The organism is Micromonospora sp. SL1-18 (assembly GCF_047921505.1).
Taxonomy (GTDB): Bacteria; Actinomycetota; Actinomycetes; order Mycobacteriales; family Micromonosporaceae; genus Micromonospora.
The window spans coordinates 37,665-57,203 of the sequence record NZ_JBLROA010000019.1; the positions used below are offsets into that span (position 1 = coordinate 37,665).

At 73.5% G+C, this 19,539-nt stretch carries 17 protein-coding genes; 8 read left to right on the plus strand and 9 right to left on the minus strand.

The window, feature by feature from the left end; all coding sequences use genetic code 11:
* Window positions 1–13 precede the first annotated feature (13 nt).
* A complete protein-coding gene (locus ACNAW0_RS12035; RefSeq protein ID WP_416287883.1) occupies window positions 14–2,818 on the plus strand; it encodes an immune inhibitor A domain-containing protein in 2,805 nt (934 codons plus the stop codon).
* A gap of 169 nt (window positions 2,819–2,987) precedes the next feature.
* Complete coding sequence (locus tag ACNAW0_RS12040; RefSeq protein WP_416287884.1) at window positions 2,988–3,920, plus strand: alpha/beta fold hydrolase; 933 nt, start codon at window positions 2,988–2,990, stop codon at window positions 3,918–3,920.
* A 25-nt stretch (window positions 3,921–3,945) separates the two neighbouring features.
* Here ACNAW0_RS12040 and ACNAW0_RS12045 read toward each other — a convergent pair whose 3' ends face one another.
* Window positions 3,946–4,311, minus strand: coding sequence for a hypothetical protein (locus tag ACNAW0_RS12045; protein ID WP_416287885.1), 366 nt, complete (start codon window positions 4,309–4,311; stop codon window positions 3,946–3,948).
* Entirely contained in the window at window positions 4,308–6,983 is a 2,676-nt protein-coding gene (locus ACNAW0_RS12050) for an SseB family protein (protein ID WP_416287886.1), read from the minus strand. Before ACNAW0_RS12050 ends, ACNAW0_RS12045 begins: the two co-directional genes overlap by 4 nt.
* A 152-nt stretch (window positions 6,984–7,135) precedes the next feature.
* On the opposite strand from ACNAW0_RS12050, the gene mycP reads away from it, so the two are divergent.
* The gene (mycP, locus tag ACNAW0_RS12055; RefSeq protein ID WP_416287887.1) at window positions 7,136–8,353 is read left to right on the plus strand and encodes a type VII secretion-associated serine protease mycosin; all 1,218 of its coding nucleotides are present in this window, start codon (window positions 7,136–7,138) and stop codon (window positions 8,351–8,353) included.
* Between the two features lie 49 nt (window positions 8,354–8,402).
* On the opposite strand, the gene ACNAW0_RS12060 is transcribed toward mycP, so the two are convergent.
* Entirely contained in the window at window positions 8,403–8,696 is a 294-nt protein-coding gene (locus tag ACNAW0_RS12060; RefSeq protein WP_416287888.1) for a WXG100 family type VII secretion target, read from the minus strand.
* 19 nt (window positions 8,697–8,715) lie between these two features.
* Window positions 8,716–9,033: a WXG100 family type VII secretion target gene (locus ACNAW0_RS12065; RefSeq protein ID WP_416287943.1), complete on the minus strand. Its 318-nt coding sequence runs from the start codon at window positions 9,031–9,033 to the stop codon at window positions 8,716–8,718.
* Between the two features lie 190 nt (window positions 9,034–9,223).
* On the opposite strand from ACNAW0_RS12065, the gene eccE reads away from it, so the two are divergent.
* The 4 genes from eccE to rarD all read left to right on the plus strand — a co-directional run bounded on the left by eccE (window position 9,224) and on the right by rarD (window position 13,077).
* A complete protein-coding gene (gene eccE, locus ACNAW0_RS12070) occupies window positions 9,224–11,074 on the plus strand; it encodes a type VII secretion protein EccE (RefSeq protein WP_416287889.1) in 1,851 nt (616 codons plus the stop codon).
* Window positions 11,075–11,138: 64 nt separating this feature from the next.
* On the plus strand, window positions 11,139–11,525 hold the full coding sequence (locus tag ACNAW0_RS12075) for a phage holin family protein (RefSeq protein WP_416287890.1): 387 nt from the start codon (window positions 11,139–11,141) through the stop codon (window positions 11,523–11,525).
* A gap of 143 nt (window positions 11,526–11,668) precedes the next feature.
* The gene (locus ACNAW0_RS12080) at window positions 11,669–12,157 is read left to right on the plus strand and encodes a GNAT family N-acetyltransferase (protein WP_416287891.1); all 489 of its coding nucleotides are present in this window, start codon (window positions 11,669–11,671) and stop codon (window positions 12,155–12,157) included.
* Window positions 12,154–13,077 (plus strand): EamA family transporter RarD, encoded by a 924-nt coding sequence (gene rarD, locus ACNAW0_RS12085; RefSeq protein WP_416287892.1) that lies wholly within the window; start codon window positions 12,154–12,156, stop codon window positions 13,075–13,077. The genes ACNAW0_RS12080 and rarD overlap by 4 nt, the downstream gene beginning before the upstream one ends.
* A 25-nt stretch (window positions 13,078–13,102) precedes the next feature.
* Here the strand turns inward: rarD and ACNAW0_RS12090 are convergent, their stop codons facing one another.
* From ACNAW0_RS12090 to ACNAW0_RS12100, 3 genes are all read right to left on the minus strand, one after another.
* A complete protein-coding gene (locus ACNAW0_RS12090) occupies window positions 13,103–13,789 on the minus strand; it encodes an anti-sigma factor family protein (protein ID WP_416287893.1) in 687 nt (228 codons plus the stop codon).
* Entirely contained in the window at window positions 13,786–14,280 is a 495-nt protein-coding gene (locus ACNAW0_RS12095) for a sigma-70 family RNA polymerase sigma factor (RefSeq protein WP_416287944.1), read from the minus strand. The genes ACNAW0_RS12090 and ACNAW0_RS12095 overlap by 4 nt, the downstream gene beginning before the upstream one ends.
* Before the next feature lie 203 nt (window positions 14,281–14,483).
* Window positions 14,484–15,266: an IclR family transcriptional regulator gene (locus tag ACNAW0_RS12100; protein ID WP_416287894.1), complete on the minus strand. Its 783-nt coding sequence runs from the start codon at window positions 15,264–15,266 to the stop codon at window positions 14,484–14,486.
* A 174-nt stretch (window positions 15,267–15,440) separates the two neighbouring features.
* Here ACNAW0_RS12100 and ACNAW0_RS12105 point away from each other — a divergent pair, with 174 nt between their 5' ends.
* Entirely contained in the window at window positions 15,441–16,634 is a 1,194-nt protein-coding gene (locus tag ACNAW0_RS12105; RefSeq protein WP_416287895.1) for an MFS transporter, read from the plus strand.
* A gap of 70 nt (window positions 16,635–16,704) precedes the next feature.
* Here ACNAW0_RS12105 and ACNAW0_RS12110 read toward each other — a convergent pair whose 3' ends face one another.
* Window positions 16,705–17,787: a polyprenyl synthetase family protein gene (locus ACNAW0_RS12110; RefSeq protein WP_416287896.1), complete on the minus strand. Its 1,083-nt coding sequence runs from the start codon at window positions 17,785–17,787 to the stop codon at window positions 16,705–16,707.
* A gap of 87 nt (window positions 17,788–17,874) precedes the next feature.
* Window positions 17,875–19,428 (minus strand): NADH-quinone oxidoreductase subunit NuoN, encoded by a 1,554-nt coding sequence (gene nuoN, locus ACNAW0_RS12115; protein ID WP_416287897.1) that lies wholly within the window; start codon window positions 19,426–19,428, stop codon window positions 17,875–17,877.
* Window positions 19,429–19,539 lie beyond the last annotated feature (111 nt).

Genomic DNA, 19,539 nt, shown 5'->3' on the forward strand with positions numbered 1-19,539 from the left:
CGAACGGAGTGGCATGAACACATCGCAATCCGGGTCGCGTCGACGCCTACTCGTCGCGCTGCCCGCCCTCGCCCTCGCCGCCACGTCACTGACCGTGACGGGCAGCGCGGCCGCTCAGGAGTCCGGCCCCGCCCGGGTCATCGGAGCGGACGAGTACTACATCAACTATGCCGAGCCGCAGGTGCAGCCGGACACGGCCGGCAAGGAGGTCAAGGGCAAGAACGGCATCTTCACGTCCGGGATCGACGAGGCCCGGGCGTACGACCGCAAGTTCGCCGAGGGTAACCCGGTGACGGCGCGGGAGCTGGCCAAGCTGGAGGCCAAGGCGATCAAGACGGGCCAGAGCCCGCGCCAGATCAAGCAGGCCAAGAGCACCCAGACGGCCAAGCTGCTGACCCTGCTGGTGGAGTTCAACGACCAGGCGAACGACGACTTCACCAACGTCATGGTGCCGAAGACGGTCAACGACGACCGGAGCTGTGTCCCCGGCACCGTCCAGAACGGCCCGACGCACAACAACATCCCGAACCCGGCCACGCTGCCGCACGAGGACAACAACTCGATGTGGGTGCCCAACTTCTCGCCGGAGCACTACGACAAGATGCTCTACACCAAGGAGGGCATCACCGAGCGGGTCCGCACCGACCTGACCGGGCCGGACGGCAAGCCGGGCGTCAGCCTGGCCGGCCGGACCATGCACAACATGTACCTGGAGATGTCCAAGGGCGCGTACACGGTGAACGGGCAGGCCAGCCCGTGGATCACCATGCCGCACTCGGAGGCCTGGTACGCCGCCTCCCGCTGCACAAAGGACGACAAGGGCAACTGGGTCGCCGGGCGGCAGCAGTCGATGAACGGCCACCCGGACAACCCGCAGGGCGCCGGCCGGCTCGCCATCGACGCGGTCAACGAGCTGGCCAAGATGGACCCGAACTTCCCGTGGGCCGACTACGACGTCGAGGACCAGAGCGACTTCGACGGCGACGGCAACTACAACGAGCCGGACGGCGTGATCGACCACCTCGTGCTGGTGCACGCCGGCAAGGACAAGTCCGGTGGCGGCGGCGCCGAAGGGGTCTACTCGATCTGGGCGCACTCGTCGGCGGTGGCCGGCGGCTACACCATCCCGGGCACGAAGATCAAGGTGGCGAACTACATCGTCCAGCCGGAGGACTCGGGGGTCGGCGTCTTCGCCCACGAGTACGGCCACGATCTGGGCCTGCCGGACCTCTACGACACCTCGGGCAACGCCGACTCGGACGTCGACTTCTGGGACCTGATGTCCTCGGGCTCGCACTCCGGTGAGATCTTCCAGGCGCTGCCGACCCACATGGGACTCTGGGACAAGTGGGTGCTCGGTTGGGCGGACCCGCTGACCGTCAACCCGGGTGACGACGCGCGCGCCGTGCAGCTCGGCCAGACCTCGAACACCCCGGTCGGCACCAAGGACGGCATCAAGATCAACCTGCCGGACAAGGTGATCACGCTGGCGCAGCCGCACAGCGGCGCCAAGATGTGGTATTCCGGGGCCGACCAGAACTGGGCCGACGTCAAGCTGAGCCGTACGGTGACCGTCCCGAACACCCCCGACGCGAAGTTCTCGATGTGGAACAACTACGTCATCGAGAAGGACTGGGACATGGGCTTCGTCGAGGTCTCCACCGACGGCGGGGCGACCTGGTCCGAGCAGAAGGTCTACGACGCCACCGGCAAGCTGGTCTCCACCAACGACGGCTACGCCGACCCGAACGGCCGCATGGTCGACTACGGCAAGGCAAGCGGCGTCGACCGCAAGAAGTACGGCCTGACCGGCACCACCAACGGCTGGCGGCACGACTACGTCGACCTGTCGGCGTACGCCGGGCAGACCGTGCAGGTGCGGCTGCGGTACGCCACCGACGCGGCGTTTGTGGAGCGGGGCTGGTTCGCCGACGACTTCTCGGTGACCGGCGGCGGCGCCACCACGTGGAGCGACGACGTCGAGGGCGGCGCCAACGGCTGGACCCAGACCGGCGGCACCTTCACCGACACCAGCGGCGCGGGCTGGTACACCGACTCGGGCACGCAGGTCAAGGCGCACTACTACCTGGCCGAGTGGCGCAACTTCAACGGCTTCGACCAGGGCCTGAAGTACACCTACGACACCTCCTACTCCCACGACGAGTGGAAGGTGGAGAAGGTCGCCTACAACGCGCCGGGCATGCTGGTCTGGTACCGGGACACCGCGCTGGGCAACGTCAACCACACGACCGCCCAGCTGACCGCGCTGCCCAGCTACGGCGCCAAGGGCGGGCTGCTGATCGTCGACTCGCACAACGAGCCGCTGCGCCGGCAGGGCGAGGCGGCGGTCAAGGACCCCTCGGTGCTGGACAACCTGCCCAGCCGCCCGCAGTCCTCGAACGCGGCCTTCTCGCTGAACCCGACGTACCCCTTCCGGGAGTGCCTGGAGGCAGCCGACGAGCCGTACAGCGAGTACTGCACCAACTTCGCGGCCCTGGCCCCGGTGCCGGCGTTCACGGACGCCAAGGGTTGGTACCCGGGCATCGAGATCCGCGACGATGGGGCGTACGCCCGGGACAGCGACGCCTCCGTCGTCATCCCGTCGCGGGGCGGTGCGATGTACACGACCCGGGTGACGCACCCGGACGGTACGCCGGCGCCGGAGTACTACGGGGCGACCCTGGGTGGCGGGGCCATCGTGCTCGGCACCGGCAACCCGGGTGACGCGGGCGTGGCGTACGGCGTCTCGATCACCATCAAGCAGGCCGCCAAGGACAACTCGTCCGCCACGGTGTACGTGACCTCGGCGAAACGATGACCTGACCCGCTGTCGCGGACCAGGCACATCGGGCGGAGCCCGTCCGGAGCGCACCGCTCCGGGCGGGCCCCGTCGTTTCTTACCGGTCCTCCGGTGGTCTCCCGGAGAATCCCCTGATCCTCAGCACCTGCGCGGCCACCGGCGGGATGCCGGCCCTAGGCTGTGCCACATGACCGACCACCGAGGCGGGCCCGTCGACGAGTCCTGCGTCCTCCCCGACGGGCCGTGGACGCACCGGTTCGTCGGCGCCAACGGGAGCCGCTTCCACGTCGTCGAGGCCGGCACCGGCCCGATGGTGCTCTTCCTGCACGGCTTTCCCGAATACTGGCTGGCCTGGCAGGAGATCCTGCCGGCGGTCGCCGACGCGGGATTCCGGGCGGTCGCGGTGGACCTGCGCGGATACGGCGCGAGCGACAAGCCACCCCGGGGGTACGACGGCTACACCCTCGCCGCCGACGTGGCCGGGCTGATCCGGGCGCTCGGTGAGCGGTCGGCGACGCTGGTCGGCTCCGGGGCCGGCGGCCTGATCGCGTGGACCGCCGCCTCGTTCCACCCCAGCCTGGTTCGGCGGTTGGTGGTACTCGGGGCGCCGCACCCGCTCCGGCTACGGGCCGCCATCTTCGCCGACCCGCGCGGCCAGTTCGCCGCCTCCACCCCGGCCCTGAAGTTCCAGCTACCCCGCTATGAGCATGTGCTGACCCGGGACGACGCCGCCGAGGTGGAGGCGATCCTGCGGCGTTGGGGCGGGCCACGCTGGGTGAACGGCCCCGACTTCGCGGCGTACGCCCGGTGCTGCCGGGAGGCGATGCAGATCCCGCAGGCGGCCTTCTGCGCCATGGAGGGCTACCGCTGGGCGTTCCGGTCGGTGCTGCGGCTGCACGGCTACCGGTTCGTCAAGCTGATGCAGCGGCCGCTGGTCACGCCGACCCTCCAGCTGCACGGCGCGCTGGACCGGGCGGCGTTGCCGCGTACCGCCCAAGGCTCGGGCCGCTACGTGACCGCCCCGTACGAGTGGCGGCTGCTCGACGACGTCGGCCACTTCCCGCACGTGGAGGCCCCGGACGTGGTGCTCGGCGAGATCCTGCGCTGGGCGAAGTCCTGACTCACACCCGCTGCTCGGTCCTGACTCACACCCGCTGCTCGCGCAGGTCGGCGACCTCGTTCGCCGGCGCCCAGCCCTGGTAGACCCCGAAGTCGAAGGCATCCAGGCCCAGCGCGCGGGCCACCGGCCACCGCCCACCGGTGTACTCCACCCGCAGCCAGCCGTCGTGCTCGGCCAGCACGATGAACGGCTGCCCATGCCAGGTGCAGGTGGTCCGCACGTACGCCACCTCGTCGACCTCGGCGGCCGGCACCACCCGCACGTGCCGGCCGGGGCGTACCTCCTCGAAGCCCTCACCCGGTTCGGGCTGGTAGAGGCGGACGTCGTCGCCGTCCGGGCTGGCCTGGTACTCCTGGCCCCGCCAGCGGGCCACGTAGCCGTCGCGGGTCACGACTCACCGACCCGTCGCCAGAGCAGCGCGTCGGCGTCCAGGATCGCCACCACCCGTTCGCTGCCATCCGCGCCGATCCGGCACAGCTGCGCGCCGTGCGGCAGCCGGGCACTGTCCACCTTGAACTCCGCGACCACGTCGCTGCTCTCGCCTGGCGCGAAGCCGTTGCCGCGGAACGGGGGACGCTCGATCACCCAGCCCTCCATCGCCCGCATCGCGGCCTCGTTCTGCCCGCCGTACGGGATGCGGTAGAGGCTCGGCCGGTACGCCGGCCAGCGCAGCACGTAGATCTCCTCGGCGTCGGGGGAAAACGGCGAGTCGGGGTGGCTCAGGCCGAGCGCGTCGTACAGCTGCGCCGGGGTGTTCAGGTGGGCCAGCTCGCCGGCCCGGTGCACGAAGCCCGACACCCGGTCGTAGCCGCGTTCCAGGTAGTAGGCGAGCTGGCTCGGCGCGACCGCCTTCTGCATGGTCACCGGCAGGCTCGGGTCGACCGGCGGCACGGCGGGCCGGGCCGCGGCCGCCGGATCCGCCTCGGCGGCGGCCGCTTCCGGCTCGCTCTCCGGGTCGTCCCCGAGCCCCACCTCGGCAGCCCAGTTGGCCAACGCGAGGACCTGCTCGCCGGGGTACTTCGCCCCGACCGGCGTGCCCGGATTCACCGCGAACGACCAACTCTCGTCCGGCCAGCGCCGGATGAGCTGGACGAACTTCACGCGTACGGTCTCGACCGACGGGTCGACCCGGTCGGCCAGCCGCTCCGGCGAAGTGTAGACCACCACGTACGTCTCGCCGTCGAGCTGCTCGGTCCGCCAGACGAAGCCGGGGTCGCCGGGCCGGCTCTCGGACACGGAGTCGGCCGCGACGGGCAACAGCACCCGGGCCAGCAGCAGGGTGGAGAGGAAGCCGTCGGTGCTGCCGCTGCCCGCCGCCCCGAGCAGTTCCTTCTCGACGTCGTTCGCTGGCACGAAGTCGGGCGGCACCGGCGCAGGCGGTGCCGGCTCCGGCGGTGCCGGCTCCGGCGTGGGCGGTTCCGGCGTGGGCGGCGCGGCGGATGAGGCCGGAGCGGTGACCGACGCCGCCGGCTGCTCCGACGGGACGAGTGGCTCGGCCGAGGAGGTGGTCCCTCGGTCCGCCGCAGCGGCCGGCTCGAGGAGCGAGGCCGACGGGGCTGGTGGGGCCGGTCGCGGGTACAGCGGCACGGTGGCTCCGCCATACGGCTCGGGTGCCTCGGGTGCTGGGCCGGAGGCCGGGCGGGTCGGCGACCGCTCTTCGGGCCCGGTGAGATCCCGGGACTCGATCACGGTGCCCTCGATGACGATCGGCTTGAAGCCCCGCTGCGGCGCGGGTGGACCGGACACCGGTTCGGCGATCGACGGGTGTAGTTCCTCCGCCTCGTCCGGCGCGAAGGCCCCGGCCCCCGGGCCGTTGGGAAGCGGCTGGGTCCGCTCGGCCGCGCCCGACCCGTCGCCGGGCAGGGGGCGACGACGAGGCAGCGCCTGGGTCGCCTCCTCGGCCGGGGCCGCCGGGGCGGGTTGGAACGACCGGACCGGTTCGTCCCGGCGGAGCGGCTGCGTGGCCTCCGCGTCGTCCACCGTCAACGGCCTCGTGGGCTGCGCCGGTACCGGCTCGGCCAAGGGGCGGCGACGCGGGAACGGCTGGCCGTCCCGGCCGAGCCGGGGCGGCGGTACTGCACGCTCACCGGCCCGGTGCACCGGGTCCAGCGACGACGGCCGGCGGGACGAACGACCCGGGGCGGATTCGAAGAACGACCGGGCGGGCGGCGGCGCGGGTTCGCCGGACCGGCCGTTCGCCGGATCGGTACGCCCGGTGCTGGCGAACGGATCCGGCTCGTCCGGACGCCGCCGCAGGTCGTCCAGCCAGCCGGAGAGGTGGCCGGAGCCGGGATCGGGCTGGCCGGCGGTGCCGCGGACGGGAGCGGTGCGGGCCACTCGGGCGGGCCCGTCGTCCCCGGGACGCCGGTCGAGCGGGACCGGGCGGTCCGGCCCCGGGCGGCCGGTCATCGGCTCCGGGGGGCCGGTCGCCGGTGGACCGGCCGGTTCGGCCGCGCCGGGGGCCATGGGCCGGACTACTGGCGTGGGGTTCGGTGCCGCCGACGGCTCACCCCCGATTGCCGGAGCGCGACCGCCCGGCGCGGGCGGAACCGGCGCGGGCGGAACCGGCGCGGGCGCGCTATGCGGCGGTGACGCCGTGGCGCCCCGGTCGGGGGCGCCGGCACGGACCCGAGCGGCGGTCTCCGCTCGCTCCAGTCGTGCACGGGCGCCCATGGTTCGGCCCGGCAGCCGGACGTCGCCCCGGGAGAGCTGCGCCACGAACCAGGCGGGCAGGTAGCCCTCGATCGGCAGGCCGGGATTGACCGCCAGCCACCACTCGTGGTTCGGCCACCCGGTGGCCAGATCCGCGTACGGGATGCGGCGGGTGGCACCCACGTTGTCGCCCAGGCAGGCCCGCAGTGCGGTGACGGAGGTGAATGCGAGGATGTGCGTCCGGCCGCCGGTGGTCCAGGTGCCCCAACCCGCCGGGTTCTGTCCCTCCGCGGCCACCGGCAGCAGCAGATCGACACGGGCCAGGATACGGAAGTAGAGCTGCTGATCCTGCGCGCTCAGCGCGTCCCGCATCGCCACCTCGGCCTCGGTGGCCGGTTCCCATTCGATCACGGCCACCATTCCTTCCGTACGCAGGCCATAGGCATCGCCTACAACCTACAAGGTGGTAACAACATCACAATGGCTGGCTGTCGGCGGTGAGCTGGGCCACCAGTGAGCCGCTAACATCCTGTTCCGGAGCCGATACGTTACGGAGGCGGTCGATGTCCCGGCCCGTCGCGCGCCCGACTCCAGGGCGTCTCCTGGCCGTCCTGGCGGCCGTCCTCGTCGCCGTGCCTCCGGCCGGCCCAGCGGCGGCCCGCGCCCCGTCGGCCTGCGCCGAGCCGCCCACCCCGGCCCGCCCCGTCACGGACCAACCGTGGCCGCAGCAACGGTACGCGCCGGACCGCCTCGCCCCGCTCGCCACCGGTGCCGGGGTGACCGTCGCGGTGGTCGACTCCGGGGTGGACCGCGGCCATCCGCAGCTGGCCGGGCGGGTGCTCGCCGGCACCGATTTCCTCGATCCGGGCGGCGACGGCACCCGGGACTGCGCCGGGCACGGCACCGGGGTGGCGAGCATCATCGCGGCGGCGCCCCGGCCGGGGGTGGCGTTCCAGGGGCTCGCCCCGGATGCCCGCATCCTCCCGGTACGGGTCAGCGAACAGCAGGTGGTCGAGGGGCGGGAGTCGGGGCGTACGGTCGGCGCGGCCGACTTCGCCCGGGCCATCCGGTGGGCGGTGGATCACGGTGCCGACGTGCTCAACCTCTCCGTCGTGCTGTACGCGGACAGCCCCGCCGTCCGGCTCGCGATCGCGTACGCGGTGCACCGGGACGTCGTCGTGGTGGCCGCCGCCGGCAACCTGCACGACAGTGGGAATCCCCAGCCGTACCCGGCCACGTACGACGGGGTGCTCGGGGTGGGCGCGATCGGGGCGGACGGCGTCCGCTCCGGCTTCTCCCAGACCGGCCCGTACGTCGACCTGGTCGCCCCCGGTAGCGACGTGCTGATGGCGGCGCCCGGGCAGGGGCACCTCCGGGCGGAGGGGACGAGCTACGCCACGCCCTTCGTGGCCGCCACCGCGGCGCTGCTGCGTCAATATCACCCCGAGCTGACCGCGGCCGAGGTGGCCCGGCGGATCCTGGACAGCGCCGACCCGGCCCCGGGCAACGGAGGTGAGTCCGGTGCCGGGGTGCTGAACCCGTACCGGGCGGTCACGGAGTCGCCCGGGCCGGCGGTGGCGCACCCGCGCCGGGGCGCGGCCCTGGCGGTGGACCGGCCCGACCCGGCCGAGGTGGCGCAGCGGACGCGACGGGCGGCGGCCCGGGACCGGGCGCTGGTGGTGGCCGGCGCGGCGGGAGCGGCGGCCCTGGTGGTGGTGCTGCTCGCCGTGGTGCTGCCCCGCGGGGCTCGCCGCCGCTGGCGCCCCGCCGGCCCGGCCTGACCCACCCCCACCTGGCCCCGCACCATTCGCGCCGGCCCGGGCGGGATGGTCACTGGAACAGGTTGGCGTTGCGCTTCTCGGTGTCGAGGTAGTCGGCGGCGGAGTCCTCCACCGCCAGCTTGATGTCGCGCAGCATGGCCTGCAGGTCCTGCGAGGCGGCGCGCCAGCGCGCCTGCCGCTGCTCGTACGCCTGGCGGGCCTCGCCGGCCCAGCTCGCGACCAGCGGCGCGGCGTCCCGCTCGAGCTGGCCGAGCTGGCTGTCGAGGGTGTTCAGCGCCCTCTGGATGTCCGCGCCGGCCTGCTGCAGCGCGGCGAAGTTGACGACCAGCACACCATGGTCCATCGGATCAGTCCTTCCGTCATCAGAGCGGCAACTGGATGCCGCGGTGGGTGCCGGCGACCCGGCTGGCGGCCTCGGTGTCCGAGACGTCGTACTGTGCACCGGCGGTGCGGATCGCGGTGGCGGTCTCCCGCAGGGCCCGCTGGAGCGCCGCCTGATCCTGTGCCCACTGCTGCTTGACCTGCTCGAAGGAGCGCCCACCGGCGCCCCGCCAGGCCTGCTGCAACACCTCCAGCTCGGCCATCAGGCCGCTCAGCATGGTCTGCAACGACTGGTCCACCTGCTCGAACTTCGCGGCGGTCTGCTGCATCACCGCGGCTTCTGCCTGGGTCTGGGACACCCCGGACGTCACCTCGTCTCCTCGTTCGTGGCTGGTCGCCGGAACGACCGCCGTGGACTCACCGGGCGCGGAACCGAAATCGGGGGGTGGGGACGGTGGACACCCGGCGGAACTCGTCGCTGACGGTAGCCGCCCGACTCCGGTTCTGCCACCCCCTCGGCTCCCCTGTGGACAACAAAGCTCTACTACCATGAGCCACGCCAACGTCACACGACGAACAGGCGGAGGAGGTGCGGTGGCGGCGACCACCACCGGACGGCCGGCACCCGGGGCTGCGCAACCACCGGCACAGTGGACGGCGGCCGGCGTGCGGGCCGGGCAGGTGGTGGCGGCGCAGGTCGCGGCGGCGGTGCTGGCCGCGACCATCGGCCGGGGGATGGCGGTGACCGCGGCCGCCCTGCTGTCGGCGGCGCTGCTGCTGCCGGGTGCCTGGGTGCGGTTCCGCGGCCGGTGGCTCTACGAGTGGCTGCTGGTGGGGCTGGGGCACCTGACCCGCCGGCGGTCCCTGCCGGCGACCTCCGGGGCGGACGAGGTGCTGGAGCTGGTGGCTCCCGGCGCGGCGGTCCGCCCGGCCGAGCTGGCCGGCGGCCCGGCCGCCGTGGTCGACGACGCCGACGGGATGACCGCGCTGCTGGAGATCGATGACCCCGGCGACCTGCTCGGCGACGGCCCGCAGGCCCTTCCCGGACCGTTGTCCCTGCTGCCGCCGCCGGGCCCGGAGAGCCCACGGGTCCGGCTGCAGCTGCTGCTCTCCGCCTCCCCCGCCCCCGCGCTGGCCGCCGCCTCCGGCGCGGTCGGGACGTCGTACCGCCAGCTCACCGACGGGCGGCTGGCGGGCCGGGCCCGGGCGGTGCTCGCCGTCCGGGTGCTGCGGGCCGACGGCTGGTCCGACGAAGAGCTGCGGCGGGCGCTGTCCGGCACGGTCCGCCGCATCGTGCGCCGGCTCGGCCCGCTGACCGGCCGGCCACTGGGCGCAGCGCCGGCGCTCCGGGTGGTCGCCGAGCTGGCCCACCACGATGCCGGGGCTCCGGTCCGCGAGAGCTGGCCGGCGGTGACGGTGGGCGGGCTCGCGCAGACCACCTGGCGGCTGCGGCGCTGGCCGGATCCGGGCACGGCCCCGGCCCGACGGCTGGTTTCCCGGCTGCTCGCCCTGCCGGCCACCGCCGTCACCGTCTCGCTCTGCGTCGGTCCGCGCGCCGATGCCGACACCGCCCCGGTGCCGGCCGAACTGACCGTACGCCTGGCCGCCCCGAGCGCCGCGGAGCTGTCCACCGCCGAGCGGGCGCTGCGCCGGCTCGCCGGTGGCCTCGGCGCGGAGCTCCGGCGGCTCGACGGCGAGCACCTGGACGGGCTGGCCGCCACCCTGCCGCTGGCGGTGGCCCGGGCCGCGACCACCCCGGCCCCGGCCGACCTGGACGCGCTGGAGCTCTGCCTCGGCGAGTCCGGGCTGATGGTGGGCAGCAACCGGCACGGCGACCCGGTGACCGTACGCCTGTTCCGCCCCGGCGCGACCCGGCTGCTGCTGGTCGGCGGGGTACGCGCCGCCCAACTCCTCGCGCTGCGGGCACTGGCGCTGGGTGCCCGGGTGGTGGTGCAGACCGCCCGGCCGCGAGCGTGGGAGCCATTCGTACGCGGGGTGGGTGCCCCCTGCGGCGCCGTGCCGCTGATCCCGCCGGGGCGGCCGGTTGGCGGTGCCCCGGGCTCACCGCTGCACCCGTTGCTGCTGGTGGTCGACGCCGGGCCGGCGCCACCGGAGGTGGCACCGGCGGCGGCCTGGCAATCCGTCCTGGTGGTGCGGGACGAACTCACCCCGGCCGACACCGCGGCGCTGGCCCGCGCCGACCTGGCGATCCTGCAACCGCTCGACCGCGACGAGGCGGCGCTGGCCGGCGCGGCGCTGGGCCTCGGCGGCTCGGCGGAGTGGCTGACCCGGATCCGGGACGACATGGTCGCCGTGGTGAACCGCCGGGCGCTGCGCTGGGCGCTGGTGTCACCGACGCCGATCGAATCGCAGCTGGTCGGCCGGCCGAGCCGCCGCTGAGCCGGCCGGATTCGTCGATCTTCACGGGTTCCCACGCTGGGCTCGGCGTGGCACGATCCCGGCCATGGAATTCCTGAAGGGTCTTCTGATCCGAGTGGCCTCGACGGCGGTGGCCTTCTGGCTGGCCACCCTGATCATCCCGGGCATCACCCTGAACGCCGACACGGTCACCGAGAAGGTGCTGACGCTGGTGCTGGTCGCGGCGATCTTCGGGGTCGTCAACGCGGCGCTCCAGCCGATCATCAAGACCGTCGGCTGCGCCTTCTACCTGCTCACCCTCGGCCTGATCGCCCTGGTGGTCAACGGCCTGCTCTTCCTGCTGACGAGCTGGATCGCCGGTCAGGCCGGGCTGCCGTTCCACGTGGACGGCTTCTGGCCGGCCGCCGTGCTGGGCGCCCTCCTCGTCGGCATCGTGACCTGGCTCCTCGGCACCGTCCTCGACCGCGACTGACGACCAACAGCCTGGATCTTGGACAGTTGCCGTCAGCAGCGGACGACAACTGTCCAAGATCTCCGACAGCGGGGCGTCCGGCCAGGCCAGTGGGCGGGAATTGGCTGGTGAGCGGCAGGTCCACCGGCACTAGCGTGGCTAGGGTGTTCACCCTGACCCGCCCCGACGGCTACCAGCTCAGCACCGATCCGGTCCGGCTCGACCTCGACCGGGTGCACCGGTGGCTCTCCACGGACGCGTACTGGGCGCTCGGGCGGGAGCGGGACACGGTCGAGCGGGCCTTCGCCGGCTCGATCGGCTTCGGCGTCTACCGGCCCGGCGACGGCCAGCAGGTGGCGGTGGCCCGGGTGGTCACCGACGCGGCCACCTTCGCCTGGCTCTGCGACGTCTACGTGGACCCGGCCGAGCGCGGTCGAGGGCTGGGCACCTGGCTGGCCGGCGCGATCCGCGACCACCTGGCCGAGCTGGGCGTACGCCGGATCCTGCTGGCCACCGCCGACGCGCACGGGGTGTACGTCAAGGTCGGCTTCACCCCGGTCGAACCCAACCGCTGGATGGAGTTCGACCAGCGGGTGAACCGGGTCACCGGAAAGGATCAAACCGCCGGTTCACCACTTACGGTGGAGGCGTGAACCAGACCCGCCTCGGCTACCTGTTCGGCTTCGGCGCGTACCTGATCTGGGGCTTCTTCCCGATCTACCTGAAGCTGCTCCGCCCGGCCGGGCCGGTGGAGATCCTCGCGCACCGGATCGTCTGGTCGGTGGTCTTCGTCGCTCTGCTGCTGGCCGCGCTGCGCAACATCGGCTTCCTGCGCGCGCTGGCCCGGCGCCCCCGGGCCCTGGCCGGCATCGGCGCCGCCGCCGTGCTGATCGCCGTGAACTGGGGCACCTACATCTACGGGGTGAACTCCGACCGGGTGGTCGAGACCGCCCTCGGCTACTTCATCAACCCGCTGGTCATCGTGCTGATCGGGGTCTTCGTGCTGCGCGAGCGGCTGCGCCCGGCACAGTGGGCCGCGCTCGGCGTGGGCGGCCTCGCGGTGGCGGTGCTGACCGTCGACTACGGCCGGCCGCCCTACCTGGCGCTCGTGCTGGCCTTCAGCTTCGCCGGGTACGGCCTGGTCAAGAAGCGGCTGGCGCTGCCCGCCGCGGAAGGGCTCTTCGTCGAGTCGGCGGTGCTGGCGCTACCGGCGCTGGCGTACCTGGGCTGGCTGACCCGGGGCGACGCGGCGACGTTCGGGCACGTCTCCGCCGGGCACACCGCGCTGCTGGTGCTGGCCGGCGCGGCCACCGCGATCCCGCTGCTGCTCTTCGCCGGGGCGGCGAACCGGCTGCCGCTGTCCACCATCGGCATGCTGCAGTACGTCGGCCCGATCCTCCAGCTCGGCTGCGGCGTGCTGATCTACCACGAGCCGATGCCGCCGGCCCGGCTGGCCGGCTTCGCCCTGGTCTGGCTCGCCCTGGTCGTCTTCACCGCGGACGCCCTCCGCCAGGCCCGCCGCACCCGCGCCGCGGCACGCGCGACCACCCCGGTCCCCGCCCCGACCCACTGACCGGCAGACCGGCAGACCGGCGGAATCAGCGGAGGTCGTAGGCGAGGATGGGGGTGCCGTCGGCGCGCAGCAGGTCGAGGCGGACCAGTTCGCCCCGGGTGAACCGGGTGGCGCCGGTGAACCGCAGGTCGTCGCCCGGAGCGGCCAGCCAGGAGCCGACCTGCTCGGTCGCGCCGTCCGGGCCGTGCGCCACCAGCCGGAAGGTGTACGTCTCGTGCTCACCGGCCTGCTGCTCGTACCCGCAGTGCGTGGTGACCTCGGTGCCCCAGCCGGTGTCGGTGAGCCCGATCTCGGCGTGCACCGGGACCGTGCCGGCGACCGGCCGCATCGCGGCCAGGGGCACCTGCGGCGTCGCCGGGGCGGCCGGGCGGACCAGGGCCACCCCGACCCCGGCCAGCACGGCGAGGACGGCCGCGGCGAGCACGGTCGAGGCGTACCGCAGCCGGGACCGGGACCGCTCGCGGCGCTGGCGCTCCCGCGCGGCGTCGAGCAGCGCGGGCACCCGGGAGGTCTCCACCGCGGACGGCAGGAACTGCTCCAGCCCGGCCGGGTCGAGCCGCCCCAGCAGGCCGGGCAGCACGGCGATCTCGGCGATCGCGTCGCGGCAGGCGGCGCAGCCGGCCAGGTGCCGCTCGTAGGCGGCCCGTTCCGCGGGGGCGAGGGCGCCCAGCACGTACGCGCCGTCGTCGTGCGCGAACTCGCAGCGACTCATCCAGTCACCCCCATCTCGGCCATCACCAACCGTAGTGAGCGCAGCGCGTAGTGGGTACGCGACTTCACCGTGCCCGGCGGCACGCCGAGCCGGGCCGCGGCCTCCGCCACCGACCGCCCCTGGTAGAAGCACTCGATCAGTACCTCGCGGTGGGTCGAGCTGAGCCGGTTCAGCGCCTCGGCCACGGTCCACGCCTCCACCGCGCGCTCTGCCTCGTCGATCGTCTCGGGGGGTTCGGGCACTTCGTCGGTGTAGACCTCCCCGATCCGGGTGGACCGGCGCCGCCAGGCATCGATGGCCAGGTTCCGCGCGGTGGTGAAGAGCCAGGCGCGCACCGAGCCGCGCCGCGGGTCCAGCGACTCCGGGTGCCGCCAGGCCCGCAGCAGGGTCTCCTGCACCAGGTCCTCGGCCCGTGGCCGGTCGCCGTTGACCAGCCGGAGGGCGTGCGCGAAGAGCGCGTCGCCATGCTCGTCGTGCAGTGCGCGCAGCAGTTGGGCGTCGTGGTCGCTGATGGCGGTCTCCTCGCTCCCGGCGAGTCCAGCATGCCTCCGCCTGTGCATACGCGTGGTGACGCCGTTCGGTTCAGCCCAACTCGCCGCGCACGCTTGATCGGCTCGGTCGCGGCCTCTCGGCGCCGAGCCGTTGGCAGACCCCGCGACAGGCCGCACCCTCGGCGCGGGCGGCCCGACCGGGATCAGTGCTCGGCGGCGAGGCCATCGGCGATCGCGCGGGCCGTACTGAGCAGCTTGGCCCGGACCACCCGGGCGGAGGTCATCATCTCGGCGGCCGGCAGCGCGCAGGCCAGCGCCACCCGGCGCTCTATGTCCTTGTCCGGGGCGACCAGCACCGCCGCGCAGGCCACCCCCTGGCGGAACTGCCCCAGCTCCAGCTGCATGCCGCGCCGTTCGCCGGCGGCCAGGTCGGCCTCGAAGGCCTCGGGCGTGGTCAGGGTGGCGCTGGTGAACGGGCGCATACCGAACTCGCGCAGGTAGCGGAGGCGCTGCTCGGGGGTGAGCGTGGCGAGCAGGCTCTTGCCGAGGGCGGTGGCGTGCGCCCCCTCGTCGAAGCCCGGCACCAGATCCTCCAGGTACGGCGAGCGGGGCCCCTCGGCGACCGCCGTGACCGCCACCTGGCCGCCCACGAAGCGCCCCAGGTAGTGACTCCAGCCGGTGTCCACGGCCGCCCGCCGCAGCGACTCGCCGACCGCCGGCGGCCCCCGGAACGCGGTCACCAGCTCGCGGTAGCGGTCGGCCACCTCCAACCCGACGATGTACGTGCCGTCCTCCCGCCGGATCACGTAGCCCTCGTACGCCAGGGTGCGCACCAGGTGGTAGGTGGTGGCGACGGTCAGCTCGCACCGACGGGCGATCTGCTTGACGGTGAGTCCCCTCGGGGCACGACCGACCGACTCGAGCACTCGAAGCGCGCGGGAGACACTTCGGATCAGGTCCGAAGGTTCCGCCAAGGGGTCACGCACAACCACCTCCGCCGCCGGGGACTTACACCATATGAAAAACAGGCCTCGTGCGAAATGCCTGTTCGGATCGAGGATGCCAGAACAGCGGGCACAGCCCGTGCACCGACAGACACGATGCGCTGCCAAAACGCTACGGAGTCCGCCGAAAGGCCACCGGCGTAGGTTTGGTTGGCCATGACTGACACCGTGCTGCATCCCTCGCCCGCGGCCGTCCGCGCTACCGTCCGCGTCAGCGGGGGTGCCGTCGCCACCACGATCGCCTGCGTCCTGCCCGTCTTCCTGGTCGGCGGCCTCGCCGTGCAGATGGGCCACGATTTGGGATTCTCCCCCGCCGGGCTGGGGCTGGTGGTGGCGGTCTACTTCGGGATCAGCGCGCTCGCGTCGGTGCCCTCCGGCGCGCTCGTGGAGCGCTACGGCGCGGCCGTGGTGGCCCGCGCCGGCATCCTGCTCTCCGCCGGCTCGCTGCTGGCCGTGGCGGGGCTGGCCCGGTCGTACCCGGTGCTGGTCGGCCTGCTCGGGCTCAGCGCCGCCGCGAACGCCCTCGGGCAACTCGCCAGCAACGCCGCGCTGGCGCAGCACGTGCCCGCCCACCGGCAGGGGCTCTCCTTCGGGGTGAAGCAGTCGGCCATTCCGGTCTCCACCCTGTTGGCCGGCGCGGCGGTGCCCACCATCGCGCTGACCGTCGGCTGGCGCTGGGCCTTCGTGGCCGCCGCCGGGATGGCGCTGGCCGCGCTGCCCGCCGTACCCGCGGCGGCGAACGACCCGGCGCGGCGGACGACCGCCGGACGGTCGGGCGGGGCCACTACGGCGCTGGTGGTGGTCGGCCTGGCCGCCGCCCTCGCTTCGGGCGCCGCCAACGCCCTGGGCACCTTCGTGGTCGACTCGTCGGCCGGCCGGGGCCTGTCCCCGGCCCTGGCCGGTCTCACCCTGACCCTGGGCAGCGCGGTCTGCGTCGTGGCCCGGGTCGGCGCCGGCTGGCTCGCCGACCGCCGGGAGACCGGGCACGTCGCGCTGATCGCCGGGATGCTGCTGGTCGGTGCCGTCGGGCTGGCCCTGCTGGCCCTGGCCGGCGCCGGGCCGCTGGTCGCCGGCGTGGTGCTCGGCTTCGGGCTGGGCTGGGCCTGGCCCGGGCTGATGAACTTCGCGGTGGTCCGGCTCCACCCGCAGGCTCCGGCCGCGGCCACCTCGATCACCCAGACCGGGGTGTACGCGGGCGCCAGCCTCGGCCCGCTGGCCCTCGGCACCCTGGCCGACCAGCTCGGCTACCCGGCGATGTGGGCCACCGCGTGCGTGTCCATGCTGCTGGCCGCCGTCCTCATGCTCCTCGGCGCCCGACTCCTCTCCCGCCCTACCCCGGGAACCCGGTGATCAGGGAGTTTGCGTCCGCATGGGCTATTTCCCGACGCAAGCTCCTTGATCAACTCATCGAGCCGGGGGGTCAGCTGGTGCGGTCGGCTATGTAGTCGCAGAGGGATTCGAGGGCGCGGCGGGCCGGGCCGTCGGGGAGGGGAGCGAGCTGCGCCCGCGCGTCCTCGGCGTAGCTGCGGACCGTCTCCCGGGCACGCTTGAGTGCGGGAGACTCGCGGAGCAGGCCGAGCGCCTCGGCGTGCAGCGCATCGTCGACCAGCGGGCCGGTGGCAAGGATCTCCCGCAGCCGCACCGAGGCGGCGTCGGAGTCGTCCAAGGCGAGCGCGTAGAGCACCGGCAGGGTCGGTACGCCCTCCCGCAGATCGGTGCCGGGCGTCTTGCCGGACTGCACCGACTCGGAGGCGATGTCCAGCAGGTCGTCGGAGAGTTGGAAGGCCAACCCGATGATCTCGCCGTACCGGGCCAGGGCGTCGATGTGCTCGGCGGAGGCGCCGCCGAACATGCCGCCGAAGCGGGCCGAGGTGGCGATCAGCGAACCGGTCTTCTCCGCGATGACGTGCAGGTAGTGCTTGACGGGGTCGCCGTCGCGGGGCCCGACGGTCTCCGCGATCTGCCCGTGCACCAGCCGGGCGAAGGTGCGCGCCTGCAGGCGTACGGCCTCGGGGCCGAGGTCGGCCGCGATGTCCGCGGCCCGGGCGAAGAGATAGTCGCCGACCAGGATGGCGACCGAGTTGGTCCAGCGGGAGTTGGCGCTCGGGGCACCCCGCCGCACGACCGCCTCGTCCATCACGTCGTCGTGGTAGAGCGTCGCCAGGTGGGTGAGCTCCATCACCACGGCGGCCGGTACGACGTGCGCGCCGGCCGGATCGCCGAACTGGGCGCCCAGCGCCACCAGCAGGGGGCGGAACCGCTTGCCGCCGGCCTCGACCAGGTGCCGGGCCGCCTCGGTGACCAGCGGGTCGGCACTGGCCACGCTGGACCGCAGCTCGCTCTCGACCCGATCGAGCAGGCCCAGCACGGACGCCTCGACGCCCGGGTCGGCGAGGTGCAGGCCGAGCGCGCCGAATTGACCCGTGCCCTCCGGACCCCGACGACCGCCGGAGCCGGTGGCACCTGAACGCTCGCCAGCCGGAATCCCCACGCCCTCAACCATGCCACACCCGTTCGACCTGCTCGGAAAGGGGATACGGACGGGGGCCGGTACGCCACGGCATACCGGCCCCCGACGGGAGAACCACTGTCATCGCACGAATTCGGCGGCACCGTTGGCCAGGTCGAGCAGCGGTGCCGGGGCGACGCCGAGCGCCAGGGTGGCCAGCACGCCGATGACCAGGGCCGCCGAGGTCAGCGCGCCCGGGACCGTGACGGTCGGGGTGGCCTCACCCGGCTCGGAGAGCCACATCATCACCACGACCCGCAGGTACGGGAAGGCCAGCACCATGCTGGTCAGCACACCGGCGATCACCAGCCAGACCTGGTTCGCCTCCAGCGCCGGGGCGAAGATCGCGAACTTGCTGGTGAAGCCGCTGGTAAGCGGGATACCGGCGAAGGCCAGCAGGATGAAGGTGAAGATCGACGCGAAGAACGGCGACCGCCGGCCCAGCCCGGCCCAGCGGGACAGGTGGGTGGCCTCCCCGTCGGCGTCCCGGACCAGGGTCACCACGGCGAACGCGGCGAGCACCGAGAAGCCGTACGCGACCAGGTAGAACATCGTGCCGGAGAGCCCGGCCTTGCTCGGCGCCAGCACGCCCACCAGCAGGTAACCGGCGTTCGCGATCGACGAGTACGCCAGCAGCCGCTTGATGTCGGTCTGGGTGACCGCCAGGACCGCGCCGACCAGCATGGTCAGCACCGCCAACGCGCCGAGCACCGGGGTGAAGTCCCAGGCGGCACCGGCGAAGGCGACGTGGAAGACCCGCAGCAGGGCGCCGAAGGCGGCGACCTTGGTGCAGGCGGCCATGAAGCCGGTCACCGGGGTCGGGGCGCCCTGGTAGACGTCCGGGGTCCAGACGTGGAACGGCGCGGCAGCGGCCTTGAAGAGCAGACCGATGGCGAGCAGCGCCATACCGGCGAAGAGCAGCAGCTGGCTGGCCGAGGACGATCCGACCGCGGCGTGCACGGTGGCGAAGTCGACGCCGGCCGACCGGCCCTCGACGCCCGCAGTGAAGCCGTAGATCAGCGCCACGCCGAACAGGAAGAACGCCGAGGCGTACGCGCCGAGCATGAAGTACTTCAGCGCGGCCTCCTGGCTCAGCAGCCGCCGGCGGCGGGCCAGGGCGCAGAGCAGGTAGAGCGGCAGCGAGAAGACCTCGAGCGCGATGAACATGGTCAGCAGGTCGTTCGCCGCCACGAAGATCAGCATGCCGCCGATCGCGAACGTGGTCAGCGGGTACACCTCGGTGGTGCCGCCGGCCCACTCGGCCTGCCGCCGGTCGTCGGGCGAATCGGCGGTGACCGCGGCGTGGGCCACGAAGGCCCCGCCCCGCTCCACCGCGCGCTCACCGATCAGCAGCAGCGCCATCACGGCCAGGATGAGGATCGCACCCTGGAGGAAGAGCGTCGGCCCGTCCACCGCGATGGCCGCGCCGGCGGTGATCAGCCGGTCGCCGGCGTTGAGGATGACCATGGTCAGCGCGGCGAGCACGGCCGCCAGGGCGAGCAGCAGCTGCACCGGGTTGCGTAGCCGCCGCGGCACGAACGCCTCGACCAGGACGCCGACCAGGGCCGCGCCCAGCATGATCAGGATCGGAGCGAGCGCCGCGTAGTCGAGCGACGGCAACTTCAACTCGGTCATTGCAGCCTTCCATTCGCGACAGACGCTTGCTCTGCTCCCGACTGCGGGGCTCGCTGCGCTCGCTCCTCGCGCTCGCGGTGGGGCCCACCCGCAGCCGCTCGTTCACTCCTC